Origin of the sequence: Pseudooceanicola nanhaiensis, assembly GCF_020171315.1 — a bacterium.
In the GTDB taxonomy this organism is placed as follows: Bacteria; Pseudomonadota; Alphaproteobacteria; order Rhodobacterales; family Rhodobacteraceae; genus Pseudooceanicola; species Pseudooceanicola nanhaiensis_A.
On the sequence record NZ_JAIUZP010000005.1, the window covers coordinates 22,149 to 36,041 of the forward strand.

Annotated in this window: 10 protein-coding genes; 9 read left to right on the forward strand and 1 reads right to left on the reverse strand. The window is 68.8% G+C overall.

Annotated features, from left to right (window positions below):
- Positions 1 to 37 precede the first annotated feature (37 nt).
- The 8 genes from regB to trxA all read left to right on the forward strand — a co-directional run bounded on the left by regB (position 38) and on the right by trxA (position 12,108).
- On the forward strand, positions 38 to 1,435 hold the full coding sequence (gene regB / locus LCM32_RS07800) for a sensor histidine kinase RegB (RefSeq protein WP_412070669.1): 1,398 nt from the start codon (positions 38 to 40) through the stop codon (positions 1,433 to 1,435).
- A 191-nt stretch (positions 1,436 to 1,626) separates the two neighbouring features.
- Positions 1,627 to 3,231: a PAS-domain containing protein gene (locus LCM32_RS07805; protein ID WP_224820500.1), complete on the forward strand. Its 1,605-nt coding sequence runs from the start codon at positions 1,627 to 1,629 to the stop codon at positions 3,229 to 3,231.
- A 41-nt stretch (positions 3,232 to 3,272) separates the two neighbouring features.
- The gene (tsaE, locus tag LCM32_RS07810) at positions 3,273 to 3,755 is read left to right on the forward strand and encodes a tRNA (adenosine(37)-N6)-threonylcarbamoyltransferase complex ATPase subunit type 1 TsaE (RefSeq protein ID WP_224820501.1); all 483 of its coding nucleotides are present in this window, start codon (positions 3,273 to 3,275) and stop codon (positions 3,753 to 3,755) included.
- The gene (locus LCM32_RS07815) at positions 3,745 to 4,764 is read left to right on the forward strand and encodes an aminoglycoside phosphotransferase family protein (RefSeq protein ID WP_224820502.1); all 1,020 of its coding nucleotides are present in this window, start codon (positions 3,745 to 3,747) and stop codon (positions 4,762 to 4,764) included. Before tsaE ends, LCM32_RS07815 begins: the two co-directional genes overlap by 11 nt.
- Positions 4,740 to 5,429, forward strand: a complete 690-nt coding sequence (locus tag LCM32_RS07820; RefSeq protein WP_224820503.1) for a nucleotidyltransferase family protein — start codon at positions 4,740 to 4,742, stop codon at positions 5,427 to 5,429. Before LCM32_RS07815 ends, LCM32_RS07820 begins: the two co-directional genes overlap by 25 nt.
- The gene (gene addB, locus LCM32_RS07825) at positions 5,422 to 8,349 is read left to right on the forward strand and encodes a double-strand break repair protein AddB (RefSeq protein WP_224820504.1); all 2,928 of its coding nucleotides are present in this window, start codon (positions 5,422 to 5,424) and stop codon (positions 8,347 to 8,349) included. The genes LCM32_RS07820 and addB overlap by 8 nt, the downstream gene beginning before the upstream one ends.
- Complete coding sequence (gene addA / locus LCM32_RS07830; RefSeq protein ID WP_224820505.1) at positions 8,346 to 11,750, forward strand: double-strand break repair helicase AddA; 3,405 nt, start codon at positions 8,346 to 8,348, stop codon at positions 11,748 to 11,750. The genes addB and addA overlap by 4 nt, the downstream gene beginning before the upstream one ends.
- 37 nt (positions 11,751 to 11,787) lie before the next feature.
- Complete coding sequence (gene trxA, locus LCM32_RS07835; protein ID WP_222490797.1) at positions 11,788 to 12,108, forward strand: thioredoxin; 321 nt, start codon at positions 11,788 to 11,790, stop codon at positions 12,106 to 12,108.
- 138 nt (positions 12,109 to 12,246) lie between these two features.
- Here the strand turns inward: trxA and LCM32_RS07840 are convergent, their stop codons facing one another.
- Positions 12,247 to 13,161: a hypothetical protein gene (locus LCM32_RS07840; RefSeq protein ID WP_224820506.1), complete on the reverse strand. Its 915-nt coding sequence runs from the start codon at positions 13,159 to 13,161 to the stop codon at positions 12,247 to 12,249.
- 132 nt (positions 13,162 to 13,293) lie between these two features.
- On the opposite strand from LCM32_RS07840, the gene hslV reads away from it, so the two are divergent.
- Positions 13,294 to 13,857: an ATP-dependent protease subunit HslV gene (hslV, locus tag LCM32_RS07845; RefSeq protein ID WP_224820507.1), complete on the forward strand. Its 564-nt coding sequence runs from the start codon at positions 13,294 to 13,296 to the stop codon at positions 13,855 to 13,857.
- The last annotated feature ends 36 nt before the right edge of the window (positions 13,858 to 13,893 follow it).

Consider the following 13,893-nt stretch of genomic DNA (forward strand, 5'->3'; position numbering starts at 1 on the left):
TCTGGACCGGCAGATGCAATGGGACAGGAGCGCACGGGTGCCCGATACGATCGAACGCGTGCTGGCGGGGCAGGAGCGTGGCGGCTGGATTCGCCTGAGAACCCTGACCCTGCTGCGATGGGGGGCCATCTTCGGGCAGGTGTCTGCGCTTCTGGTGTCGCAATACGTCTACCAGCTGCAACTGGAATACGGGCTGGCCTATTTCGTCGTGGGGATTTCCCTCGCCGGGAACCTGATCGCCGGGGTCGTCTTTCCCGAGAGCAAGCGCCTCTCGGAGGTGGAGAACCTGCTGCTGGTGCTCTTCGACCTTCTGCAGCTAAGCCTTCTGCTTTATCTCACAGGGGGGCTGAACAACCCGTTCTCCGTCCTGATCATGGGGCCGGTGACCGTCTCGGCGGTGGCGCTCACGCTGCGCTCGCTGATCTTCATCGGGGCGACGGCCATCGTCTCGGTCACGGTGCTGGCGCGCTATCACATGCCGCTGCTCTACCACGACGGGTCAGAGCTGGAAATCCTGCCGATCTTCCTCTTCGGGTCGTGGCTCGCCATCGTGATCGGGGTGATCTTCCTCGGCATCTACTCGCGCTGGATCGCGAGCGAGATGCACGCCATGTCCGATGCGCTGACCGCGGCCAAGATGGCGCTGGCCCGGGAGCAGAAGCTGACCGACCTTGGCGGGGTGGTGGCGGCGGCGGCCCATGAACTGGGCACGCCCCTTGCCACGATCAAGCTGACCTCCGCCGAGTTGATGGAGGAACTCGACGACCGGCCCGAGCTGCAGGAAGATGCGCGGCTGATCCGCGAACAGGCCGACCGCTGCCGGGACATCCTGCGCTCCATGGGACGCGCCGGGAAGGACGACCTGCACCTGCGGCAGGCGCCCCTCACCACGGTGCTGCGGGAGGCGGCAGAGCCCCATGCGACCCGCGGCAAGACGATCCATTTCGAGGATGGCGAAGGCCCCGGGCACGACGGCCCGCAACCCGCCATCCTGCGCCGCCCCGAGGTGATCCACGGGCTGCGCAACCTCGTCCAGAACGCCGTGGACTTCGCCCGCACCAGCATCTGGGTCGAGGCGGAGTGGAGCGACAGCCGCATCCTCGTGCGGATCACCGACGACGGGCTGGGGTACTCGCCCTCCGTCATCGGGCGGATCGGCGATCCCTTCATGCGGCGACGACGCAGCCAGCGCGATCTGAGCCAGCGGCCGGAATACGAGGGTATGGGGCTGGGGCTCTTCATCGCCAAGACCCTGCTGGAACGCACCGGGGCCGAGCTGAGCTTTGCCAATGGATCGGATGACACGACTGGGCCGCAAACCCCCGGCGCACGCACCGGGGCCATCGTCGAAGTGGTCTGGCCACGTAGCAAGATCGACGCCCGTGTCGGCGAGAATGCGGTGAAGATCGGAAAGAATCAGCCCATCGAGATCTAGGGCCGGGGCCTCGGGCGGTTGGTCCTGACGACCAAACGAATATTTTCGGCATATCTTTTACCCCCCTATTTCGGGGGGATCGGCAACACGGCGGTGAGAAGTCGCCGTACAGGTGGCCCTGGGCGCCAGAAATTAACCCTTTCTTAACCTTTCGCCTGAAACCTGACCGGTATTGTGTCAGGGGGTGGGGGATGACTGTCATCGGTCTGGAGTTGGTGATCACGCTCGTGATCACCAGCGGGTGTGTTGCTGGGGGGGTTCTGTGGTTCGTCGCACGTGTCGGACAGCCGATCCCCCGTGTCGCGCTCTACGCGGCCCCGCAGGACCGGACCGAGATCGACGAACGACAGGATGTCTCCTTCCTCTTCCTCGACAACCAGCTGGCCCATGCCTCGGACCCCGCGCGCGAGATCCTCGCCCGCGGAGACCCGGCGCTCGATGACTGGACCCGGATGGCGCGGATGCTGGAGCCGCGGTTTCCCGGTGTGCCGGACAGCCTCGAGGACCTGCCGCGAAGCCGCGAGATGTTCCTGCCCTCCGCCGCCTCGGGCGACAGGGCCGTGCTCCAGTTCCAGCAGGACGACGAGGCGATCCGCCTTCGGATCGCGAACGACCGGCCGGCCTCGGCCGCCGATCGGCACGTGCGCCTGCTGCGCCAGTCGGAGCTTGCCACGCTGCGCAGCGCAGCGCTCCACGCGCCGAACCCGATCTGGCTGACGGATGCAAAGGGGGCCCTGCTCTGGGTGAACGATGCCTACGCAGGGCTTGCCGCGCAGGCTGACCCGGGCGCCCCCCCGCTGCGCGGCGGCGCCCTCCGGCGCGGTCAGACCTTGCCCTGCATCCTCGACACCGGGTTGCCGCTGCCGACGGACGGGCAACGCGCCAGCGCCCGGGTGCAGGTCACCCCGAAGGAAAGCGGCGAGGACCGCTGGTATGACGTGACGATCCTCGCCTCCCGGCTGGGCTGGATGCATTACGCCACCGATGTGACGCCGGTCGTCCAGGCCGAGGTTGCCCAGCGCAATTTCGTCCAGACGCTCAGCAAGACCTTCGCGCAGCTCTCCATCGGGCTGGCGATCTTCGACCGGGAACGCCGCCTTGCGCTGTTCAATCCCGCCCTGCTCGATCTCACCGCGCTGCCGGCGGACTTCCTGTCGCGCAAGCCCGGGTTCCGCAGCTTCTTCGACATGCTCCGCGACCGCCAGATGATGCCCGAACCCAAGAGCTACGCCAGCTGGTGCGAGCGCGTGACCGAGCTTTTCGCCGCCGCCAAGGATGGCACCTACGAGGAGACCTGGTCTCTTCCCAACGGGATGACCTACCACGTGTCGGGCCGTCCGCATCCCGAGGGGGCCGTGGCCTTCCTCTTCGAGGACATCAGCGCCGAGATCGCCCTGACGCGCCAGTTCCGCCAACAGCTGGAACTGGAGCAGGCGGTGCTGGATGCGATGGAAGACGCCGTCGCCGTCTTCTCGCCGCAGGGGTTCGTCAGCTTCTGCAACACCGCCTACCGCAGGCTCTGGGGTGTCACCGCCGAGGAAACGCTGCTCGATGTCTCCGTGCTCGACGCCACCCGGGCCTGGCAGATGGCCAGCACGCCAACCCCGGTCTGGGGCGAGATCCGCGACTTCGTCAGCGCCTATGGCCCGCGCAGCGAATGGATATCGCAGGTCAAGCTGGCGGATGGCACCCCCGTCGACTGCCGCATCGTTCCGCTTGCTGGCGGGACCACGCTGGTGGCCTTCCGTCCGCAGGAGATTGCCGCCCCCGCGCCCAGCGCCGTGCTTCAGGTCTGATCCCGCTTGCAGGGCGGCGCACGGGCTGTAAGGTCGCCGCCATGTCTGCGCCCGATGCCCCCCTCTGCCGCTCCCTCGACCTGCCGGACCCGCAGGCCACCGCCGACCTGGCGGCCCGCCTCGGCGCGCGGCTCCAGCCCGGCGACGTGCTGCTGCTGGAAGGGCCGATCGGCGCCGGAAAGACCCATTTCGCCCGCTCCCTGATCCAGTCCCTGCTGACCGAGCCGGAGGACGTGCCCTCGCCGACCTTCACGCTGGTGCAGGTCTATGACACGGAAAAGGGCGAGATCTGGCACGCCGATCTCTATCGCCTCACCGGCCCCGACGAGGCGGTGGAGCTGGGCTTGACCGAGGCCTTCGAAACCGCGATCTGCCTGATCGAATGGCCCGACCGGCTGGGCGACCTCGTGCCACCGGGCGCGGCCCACCTGACCTTCACCGCCACCGGAGAGGACAGCCGGGCCCTGACCCTGCGCCTCACCGATCCGCGGCCCGACCTGCTGGAGTTCCTGCGTGACATCTGAGCGCGACACCGAAATCACCACCTTCCTCGCACAGGCGGGCTGGGGCGAGGCGACCCGCAGCCACCTCGCGGGCGATGCCTCCTTCCGCCGTTACGAGCGGCTCCATGCCCCGGACGGCACGCCCGCCGTGCTGATGGATGCCGATACCTCCAAGGGCGAGGACGTGCGCCCCTTCGTGCGGATGGCCGACTGGCTCGCGGGCCTCGGCCTCTCTGCGCCGCGGATCATGGCGGCCGAGGAAGCGGCGGGGCTGCTGCTGCTCGAAGACCTCGGCGATGATCTCTTTGCCCGCGTCATCCCGGGCAAGCCCGAGCTTGAGACCCAGCTTTACGCCGGGGCGATCGACGTCCTGTCGGAGCTTCAGGACGCCACGCCCCCCGAGGGGCTGAAACCCTATGACGCGCAGGTGATGACCGATCTCGCCGCGCTTGCCTTCGACTGGTATCTGGCGGGCGTGTCCGGCCCCGATCCCGTGGCCCGGGCCGAGGCGATGAAGCCGCTAGGGCAGGCGCTCGCCGCGCTCACCGCCAAGCCGGTGGTGATCCTGCGCGACTACCACGCCGAGAACCTGCTCTGGCTGCCCGACCGCGACGGCACCGCCCGTGTCGGTCTGCTTGATTTCCAGGACGCCATGCTGGGCCATCCGGCCTATGACCTCGTCTCGCTGCTGCAGGACGCGCGCCGCGATGTGCCCCTGGAGCTGGAAGAGACGATGATCACCCGCTTCTGCGCCGCCCGCGGGCTGGACCGGGCGGGCTTCCTGCCCGCCTATGCGCTGATCGGCCTGCAACGGAACCTGCGGATCGTCGGCGTCTTCGCGCGGCTCTGCCTACGCGACGGCAAGGCCCATTACGTGGACCTGATCCCCCGGGTCTGGGCCCACCTGCAACGCGACCTCGCCGCCGTGAACCTGCCCGGGCTGACGCAGGCCCTCGCGGCGCTGCCCGCCCCCGACGCGGACGTATTGAAGAAACTGAAGGACCAATGCGCGACACTCCGGACGCCGTGATGATGTTTGCCGCGGGCTTCGGCACGCGGATGAAGGCGCTGACCGCCGACCGGCCCAAGCCGCTGGTCGAGGTGGGCGGCCGCCCCCTGATCGACCATGCCCTGACGCTTGTCCGCGAGGCCGGGATCGGCACCGTGGTGGCCAACACCCATTACCGGGCCGATCAGATGGCGACCTGGCTGACCCCCCGCGGCGTGCGCGTCTCGCAGGAGGCACCGGATATCCTCGAAACCGGCGGCGGGCTGCGCCATGCGCTGCCGCTGCTGGGGGAGGGGCCGGTCTTTACACTGAACACCGATGCGATCTGGTCCGGGCCGAACCCGCTGGCCCTGCTGCGCGACGCCTGGGACCCGGCGCGGATGGATGCGCTGCTGCTCTGCATCCCGGTGGAGCGCGCCGTGGGCCACAAGGGCCGAGGCGATTTCCTCACCGATGCCGAGGGGCGGATCACCGCCCGCGGACCGGGGATGACCTACCTCGGCGCGCAAATCCTGCGGACCGAAGGGCTGGCGGAGATCGCCGAACCCGCCTTCTCGCTCAACCTCCTCTGGGACCGGATGCAGGCGCAGGGCCGTCTCTTCGCGCTGGAATATCCCGGCCACTGGTGCGACGTGGGCCAGCCCGAGAGCATCCCGCTGGCCGAGGCCCTGCTGACCGATGTTTGAGCCCTCCGACACGCCCCGCGTCTTTGCCCTGCCGAACGGGGCCGATTTTCCCCGCGCCCTTGTCGAGGGGCTGCGCCAGATGGTGGACCCCGGCGATCCGCTGGCCTTGCCTCGGGTGAAGCTGATCGTGAACACCCGCCGCATGCAGCGCCGGATCCGCGAGATCTTCGACGAGGGCCCCGCCAGCCTGCTGCCCAGTGTTGAGCTGATCACCGATCTTGGCGCGGCGGCGGCACTGGCCGAGATTCCCGCCCCCGTGCCGCCCCTGCGCCGTCGCCTCGAGCTGGTGCAGCTGATCCAGGCGCTGCTGGATGCCCAGCCGGACCTCGCCCCGCGGGCCGCGCTCTATGACCTCGCCGACAGCCTCGCCGGGCTGATGGACGAGATGCACGGCGAAGGCGTCAGCCCCGAGGATATCGCCGCGCTCGACGTGTCGGACCTCTCGGGTCACTGGGCCCGGGCGCAGCAATTCCTGACCATCGCGCAGGCCTTTGCCGACAAGGCCGACAGCGCCCCCGATGGCGAGACACGCCAGCGTATGGTGGCCGAACGGCTGGTGGCCGAATGGCAGGCGAACCCGCCTCAGGTACCGATCATCCTCGCCGGCTCCACCGGGTCGCGCGGCACGACGCATATGCTGATGGAGGCGGTGGCCCGCCTGCCGCAGGGCGCCGTCGTCCTGCCCGGCTTCGACTTCGACATGGGGCAGGACACCTGGGATCACCTCGATGACGCGCTGACCGCCGAGGACCATCCGCAGTACCGGTTCCACAAGCTGATGCTCTCGCTCGACCTCAAGGCCGGTCACATCCGTCCCTGGCCCGGCGCGGCGGTGAACCCGGCCCGCAACCGCGCACTCTCGCTCGCGCTCAGGCCCGCGCCGGTGACGGATCAGTGGCTGGAAGAGGGCCCGAGGCTGGCCGATCTCGATACCGCCTTTGCCGATGTGACGCTGGTCGAGGCACCCTCGGCCCGGGCCGAGGCGCTCGCCATCGCCATGCGGCTGCGGCAGGCCGCCGAGGAGGGCCAGACCGCCGCGCTGATTACCCCCGACCGGATGCTGACGCGGCAGGTGACGGCGGCGCTCGACCGCTGGGATATCCTGCCGGACGACAGCGCGGGGATGCCGCTGCAACTCTCGCCGCCGGGGCGCTTCCTGCGCCATGTGGCCGCGCTCTTCCAGGCGCCGCTGACGGCCGAGGCGCTGCTGACCCTGCTGAAACATCCGCTGACGCACAGTGGCACCGACCGGGGCCTGCATATCCTGCTGACCCGCGAGCTGGAGCTGCACCTGCGCCGCCACGGGCCGCCCTTCCCGGATGCTGCATCGCTCACCGCCTTCGCGGAGAGCCGCGAGGAGGATATCGCGAAGGACTGGGGCACGTGGCTGGCGGGTTGCTTTGCCGCGCAGGAACTGTCGGGCGACATGCCGCTGGCCGAGCGTGCCGCGCGCCACCGGGTGCTGGCCCAGAAGATCGCGCAGGGCTGCCGCGGCGACGGATCCGGCGGGCTCTGGGACAAGGCCGCGGGCCGCGAGGCGCTGCGCCTGACGGAGAGCCTGATCGAGGAGGGCGTTCACGGCGGGGCGATGAACCCGCTCGACTACGGCAACCTCTTCAACTCCGTCCTCGGCACCGGCGAGGTCCGCGACCGGGACGAGGGCCATCCGAACATCCTGATCTGGGGCACGCTGGAGGCGCGGGTGCAGGGCGCCGACCTCGTGATCCTCGCAGGGCTCAACGAGGGCTCCTGGCCCGAGGCGCCCAAGCCCGATCCGTGGCTCAACCGCCAGATGCGCCACGACGCGGGGCTGCTGCTGCCGGAACGGCGCATTGGCCTTGCCGCCCATGACTTCCAGCAGGCCGTCGCTGCGCGGGAGGTCTGGATCACCCGGGCAATCCGCTCGCAGGACGCGGAAACCGTGCCCTCCCGCTGGGTCAGCCGGTTGACCAACCTGCTGGCCGGGCTGGAAAGCGGCGCACCCGTTCTGAAGGACATGAAGGCGCGCGGCGCGCTCTGGCTGGCGCGCGCCAAGGCGCTGGAGGCGGTCACGCCCGTTGCCCCCGCGCCCCGTCCCGCGCCGATGCCGCCTGCGGCCGCCCGTCCGCGCCGCCTCTCGGTGACCGAGATCAAGCGCCTGATCCGCGACCCGTACGCGATCTACGCCAAGCATGTGCTGAAGCTCCGCGCCCTCGATCCGCTGATGAAGATGCCCGACGCCCTGCTGCGCGGCATCGTCGTGCACGGCGCGCTGGAGACCTTCATCAAGGACAGCCTGACGGATCCGTCGCAGCTAACCGCCGCGCGGCTGATGGACATCCTCGATGAACAGCTCGAAGAGAACGTGCCCTGGGCCGAGGCACGGCTGCTCTGGCGCGCCCGGCTGGAGCGTGTGGCGGCCGATTTCGTCGCCGACGAACAGCGCCGCCAGCAACAGGCCCGCCCCGCCGCCTTCGAGGTGAAGGGCCGCGCCGAGATCGCGGAGATCGATTTCACCCTCTCCGGCACCGCCGACCGGATCGACATCGACGACCGCGGGCTGGGGCATATCTACGACTACAAGACTGGCGCGCCGCCCTCGAAGGAGGCCCAGACCTACTTCGACAAGCAGCTGCTGCTGGAGGCCGCCATGCTGGATCGCGGCGCCTTCGAGAACCTGACCCCGCGACAGGTGGAGCGTGCGGCCTTCATCGGGCTCGGCTCCAAGGCGGGCGAACTGGCCGCGCCGCTGGAGGAAGAAACACCCGAGAAGGTCTGGGAGGAATTCGTCACCCTGATCACCGCCTATGCGCAGCCCGATCAGCATTACACCTCGCGCCGGGCGATGTTCCGGGCCGAGGACGTGGGCGATTACGACCAGCTGGCCCGCTTCGGCGAATGGGACGCCACCAGCGACCCCAAGAAGGAGGTGCTGGAATGAAGCGCGACGCCGCCAGCGAACGGCAGGTACAGGCCGCCGCCCCGCACCGCTCCACATGGCTCTCTGCCAACGCCGGATCCGGCAAGACCCGGGTGCTGACAGACCGGGTGGCGCGCCTGCTGCTGGACGGGGTGCGCCCGCAGCACATCCTCTGCCTGACCTACACCAAGGCCGCCGCCAGCGAGATGCAGAACCGCCTGTTCCGCCGCCTTGGCGAATGGGCCATGCTGCCCGACGACAGGCTGCGCGGACAGCTCGCCTCGCTGGGCCACGAGGGCGCGGTGGAGGACGAGGTGCTGCGCACCGCGCGGCGTCTCTTCGCTGGCGCGATCGAGACCCCGGGCGGGCTGAAAATCCAGACCATCCACTCCTTCTGCGCGGGCGTGCTGCGCCGTTTCCCGCTGGAGGCCGGCGTCTCGCCCCAGTTCACCGAGATGGAGGACCGCGCCGCCGAGCTGCTGCGCGCCGATATCGTCGAACGCATGGCCGCCGGCCCGCAGGAAGCGCTGCTGCGCCGGGTCGCGGCGCATTTCTCGGGCCAGACGCTGGACCAGCTGACCGCCGCCGTGGCCGGGCAGGGGCACGCCATGGCCTTCGGCCTCGACGAGGCCAAGCTGGCCGAGGTGCTGGACCTGCCGAAAGGATACGATGCCGCACGGTTGCAGGGGGATGTCTTCCTCGGCGGCGAGGCCGACCTGCTGGCCCGCGTCCGCGAGGTGATCGCAGGCGGCAGCGCCACGGACGTCAAGAACGCCGCCCGGCTCACCGGGCTGAGCATGGACCTCTCGGCCCTGCCGGAGCTGGAGGGCATCTTCCTCACCGGCGGATCCGCCAAGGAGCCCTTCACCGCCAAGATCGGCAGCTTCCCGACCAAGAAGATGCAGGTCGCCCTCGGCGCTGATCTGCCCGCGCTCGAAGACCTCATGCGCCGGGTCGAAAGCGCCCGCGACCGCCGCCTTGCCCTCGTCGCGGCCGAGCGGACCCGCGCGCTCTATGCCTTCGCCGCGGCCTTCCTGCCAGAATACGAGCGCGCCAAGCAGCTGCGCGGCTGGCTCGACTTCGATGACCTGATCCTGCGGACCCGCGATCTGCTGACGGATCCGGCGGTGGCGGCCTGGGTGCTCTTCCGCCTCGACGGCGGGATCGATCATATCCTCGTGGACGAGGCGCAGGACACCAGCCCGACGCAATGGGACGTGATCCAGACGCTCGCGCGGGAATTCACATCGGGCGAGGGCGCGCGCGCCGACAAGACCCGCACGATTTTCGTGGTGGGCGACAAGAAGCAGTCGATCTACTCCTTCCAGGGCGCCGACCCGCGGGAGTTCGACCGGATGCGCGCCGATTTCGCGGAAAGGCTGGCGCGGACGGAAACGCCGCTGCAGCAGCTCGAACTGGCGCACAGCTTCCGCTCGTCCCCCGCTGTTCTGACGCTGGTGGATACGGTCTTCGAGGGCCGGGTCGAGGCGGGCTTCACGCCCGAGCAACGCCACATCGCCTTCAAGTCCGAGATGCCCGGCCGGGTCGACCTCTGGCCGCTGGTGGACAAGGTCGACGACAAGGACGAACGCGACTGGTTCGATCCCGTCGATCAGCTGGGACAGAACCATCACGACGTGGTGCTGGCCCGCCGCGTGGCCCAGCAGATCAAGCGGATGATCGAGGCCAAGACCCCGATGCCGAGGGAAATTGGCCATACGGGCACGTATGAAGGCCGCCCGGTGGAGCCCGGCGATTTCCTGATCCTCGTGCGCCGCCGCGCCACGATCTTCAACGAGATCATCCGCGCCTGCAAGGAAGCGGGCCTGCCGATCGCGGGCGCCGACCGGCTGAAGGTGGGCGCGGAACTGGCCGTGCGCGACCTTGCGGCGCTGCTCAACTTCCTCGCCGCGCCGGAGGATGACCTCTCGCTCGCCACCGCGCTGAAATCGCCGCTCTTCGGCTGGGACGAACAGGCGCTCTTCGACCTCGCCCACAAGCGGACGCACCGCCACCTCTGGCCCGCCCTGCGGGAGCGCGCGGCGGAGTATCCCGCCACCATGGCCATGCTGAACGACCTGCGCGGCCAGACCGATTTCCTGCGGCCCTACGATCTGATCGAACGCATCCTCACCCGCCACGACGGACGGCGGAAGCTGCTGGCGCGTCTGGGGGAAGAGGCCGAGGACGGGATCGATGCGCTGCTGGATCAGGCGCTGTCCTACGAACGCTCCGCCGTGCCCAGCCTGACGGGCTTCCTCGTCTGGATGGAAACCGACGAGCTGGAGATCAAGCGCCAGCTCGACAGCGCAGGCAACCGGATCCGCGTGATGACGGTGCATGGCTCCAAGGGGCTGGAGGCGCCGATCGTGATCCTGCCCGACACCGGCGTGCGCCGTGACAAGGGGCCAGGGCTGATGATGCGGCAGGGCGAGCAGCGGCTCTGGTCCCTGCCCGCGGCCGAGATGCCCGCCCCAATGCGCGCCATGCGCGAGGCCGTGCTGGAGGCCGAGCGGCAGGAGCAGGACCGCCTGCTCTACGTCGCGCTGACCCGGGCCGAGGTCTGGCTGATCGCCGCCGCCGCGGGTGATCTGGGCAAGTCCGGCGACACCTGGTACGACCGGATCGGCGCAGGGCTTCAGGCGCTCGACGCGCAGCCGCTGGAGGCCCCCGGTGGGGCTGGCCTGCGGCTGGAGCGGGGTGACTGGGCCTCGCTCGTGGCCGGTGAGCGCGAGGTCCGCACAGTCGAAACCCTCGACCTGCCCGCGCATTTCACGACGCCCGCCGCCGCACCTGTCCGGCCTTTGGGCACGATCAGTCCTTCGGAGCTTGGCGGCGCCAAGGCGCTCCCCGGCGAGGCGGGCCTCGACGAGGAGGCCGCGAAACGTCGCGGCCGTCAAGTCCACCTGCTGCTGGAACATCTCGCCGGCACCGAGGAAGCGACCTGGACCGACGCCACCGCCCGCCTGCTGGCCTCCGGCCCCGACGCCGCGGGCGAGGCGGAACGTGTGCTGCTTCTGGGCGAGGCACAACGCGTCCTGACCGCCCCGGCGCTGCAACCGCTCTTCGCGAAGGAGGCCCTCGTCGAGGTCCCGATCACCGCCCATCTGTCCGAGATCGACGCCCGCATCCACGGCATCATCGACCGGCTGATTGTGACCGACGGCCATGTCCTTGCCGTGGATTTCAAGACCAACGCCTCGGTCCCCGACAGCGTGGCACAGGTTCCCGACGGGCTGCTGCGCCAGATGGGCGCCTATGCGGCGGCCCTTGCGCAGGTCTTCCCGGGGCGCGAGATCGACACCGCGCTGCTCTGGACCCGCAACGCCACCCTCATGCGTCTGCCGCAAGATCTTGTGGCCCGTGCACTTGTGCACGCAGGCCCTGCCTTGACGGCAGAGAGGGGCGACCTTACGTTCTGAGCCAAGTTTTAAACTTCCTGTAACCCGGAGAAGATCAATGGCAACCGTTGCCGTGACGGACGATACGTTCGAAGCCGAAGTGAAGAATTCCGACGTGCCCGTGGTCGTGGACTTCTGGGCCGAATGGTGCGGCCCCTGCAAGCAGATCGGCCCGGCTCTCGAAGAGCTGTCCGAGGAATTCGGCGACAAGATCAAGATCGCCAAGGTCGACGTCGACCAGAACCCGAATTCGCCCATGGCGCTCGGCGTGCGCGGCATCCCCGCGCTCTTCATCTTCAAGAACGGCGAAGTGGTCTCGAACCGCGCCGGCGCCGCCCCCAAGGCCGCGCTGCAAAGCTGGATCGAAGACTCGATCTAAGGCTTCGCCCTGAGATACCTACGGAAAGGCGCCCCCACCCGGGCGCCTTTTCTGCTTTCAGCTTTCCGAAAATACTCCAGTGGAATTGGCCCCGGCGCGATCCCGTTCAGGACAAACCGATCCCGGAGAGGGCAGGGCTCACAATAGCAAGCCGCAGCGCGTGAGGGCGTCACGGATCCGTGCCTCGGCATCCTCATGCCCCGCGTTCACCGACATGCGCTGCCAGTACCACCAGAGGTATCCGGCAAAATCCGGCGCGTGCTCCGCAACCCTGTCGAAGGCGGAAAGGTTACCGGGCGTGGCCGTGAGCATCACATGGTGGAAGTCGATCTGCCCGAAGAGGATCGCCGGTTTACGAAAGAACATCGCATCGAAGGCGACCGAGGAATTCATCGTCACCACATAGGCACAGCGGGTGAGGGCCTCCTCCATCCCGCCGATCCCGACTGTCAGGCGCGGATACAGGGCCGCCAGGGCGTCCAGCGCCGCAAGCTCTTGCGACGTATAGGTTTCTTTCGGGTGCAGACGGGCCTCCACACGCCGCTTCGGATCGGCGGACAAGGTGGCCTCGATCATCTGGAGCGGGGTGCAGGACTGGAAACTGCGCTGCTCCAACAGGCGGCCCTGAAGCGGGATGTAGACCATGTCCTGCTGACGTGCCGCCCCGGGCGCATCGCCAAAGAGACGCCGGGCCCAGCGGCGGTGGAAACCATCGGCCTCGCGGCGAGGGACTTCCCCGGACGGGAAGGGCGTGCGGGCCACGTGCCAGTCCCAGCGACGGTCCGTCGTCTCGATCGCCCAGAAGGGATAGTGATAGGCGCGACGTACCGTCAGGGCACGGGCGTGTGTCGGGGCCTCCATGTGGAAGAGCGCCCAGCCGTCGCGCAGCGGCGCCTCCAGCCGTGCGGCGGCCCCGGTCGCGCGGAGGCTGACCGCATAGCCGGCCTCTTCCAGAACCCCTTGAAGACGCGCGAAAAAGTTATGCTCCCCCGCGGCCACGGAGGGGCGCAGATCGTCGTCGAGGTAGAAGGTGATCTGCCGCGTCCCGCTCATGGGGCGACGCTAGCCGCGCAGGGCGCGTGGAACAAGCGCCACGACCCGCCCGCGATGGCCGCTTCCCGCCGCCACCCTTGCAGCGCAGGGTCAGAGCCCGCATATACCCCCCTGACAGAGACGGAGTTTGACATGGCAGAGCGCGACAGCGGCTTTCCCAACTGGCACGGCACAACGATCATCGGCGTCCGCAAGGGCGGCGAAGTGGTGATTGCCGGCGACGGGCAGGTCTCGATGGGCAACACGGTGATGAAGGGGACGGCCCGCAAGGTGCGCCGCCTCTCGCCCGGCGGATACGACGTGGTGGCGGGCTTTGCCGGCTCCACCGCCGATGCCTTCACCCTGCTGGAACGGCTGGAAGCGAAGCTGGAACAGACCCCCGGCCAGCTGGCCCGCGCCAGCGTGGAACTGGCCAAGGACTGGCGCACGGACAAGTACCTGCAGAAGCTGGAGGCGATGCTCATCGTCTCGGACGGTAAGGACATCTTCGTGATCACCGGCGCGGGCGACGTGCTGGAGCCGGAACATGACGTGGCCGCCATCGGCTCGGGCGGGAACTATGCGCTCGCCGCCGCGCGCGGCATGATGGACAGCGCACATTCCGCCGAGGACGTGGCCCGCCGCGCCATGGCGATCGCTGCTGACATCTGCGTCTTCACCAATGGAAATCTGACGGTGGAAAAGATCGGCGGCTAAGAATTTTCGAAAATTCTTGGCAAAATTCTTCGAAGA

What these genes read in the sequence shown, in the direction of transcription:
- LCM32_RS07805 (WP_224820500.1), top strand. Translation starts at nt 1,627, where the DNA reads ATGACTGTCATCGGTCTGGAGTTGGTGATCACGCTCGTGATCACCAGC.
- tsaE (WP_224820501.1), top strand. Translation starts at nt 3,273, where the DNA reads ATGTCTGCGCCCGATGCCCCCCTCTGCCGCTCCCTCGACCTGCCGGAC.
- LCM32_RS07820 (WP_224820503.1), top strand. Translation starts at nt 4,740, where the DNA reads ATGCGCGACACTCCGGACGCCGTGATGATGTTTGCCGCGGGCTTCGGC.
- addB (WP_224820504.1), top strand. Translation starts at nt 5,422, where the DNA reads ATGTTTGAGCCCTCCGACACGCCCCGCGTCTTTGCCCTGCCGAACGGG.
- addA (WP_224820505.1), top strand. Translation starts at nt 8,346, where the DNA reads ATGAAGCGCGACGCCGCCAGCGAACGGCAGGTACAGGCCGCCGCCCCG.
- trxA (WP_222490797.1), top strand. Translation starts at nt 11,788, where the DNA reads ATGGCAACCGTTGCCGTGACGGACGATACGTTCGAAGCCGAAGTGAAG.
- LCM32_RS07840 (WP_224820506.1), bottom strand. Translation starts at nt 13,161, where the DNA reads ATGAGCGGGACGCGGCAGATCACCTTCTACCTCGACGACGATCTGCGC.
- hslV (WP_224820507.1), top strand. Translation starts at nt 13,294, where the DNA reads ATGGCAGAGCGCGACAGCGGCTTTCCCAACTGGCACGGCACAACGATC.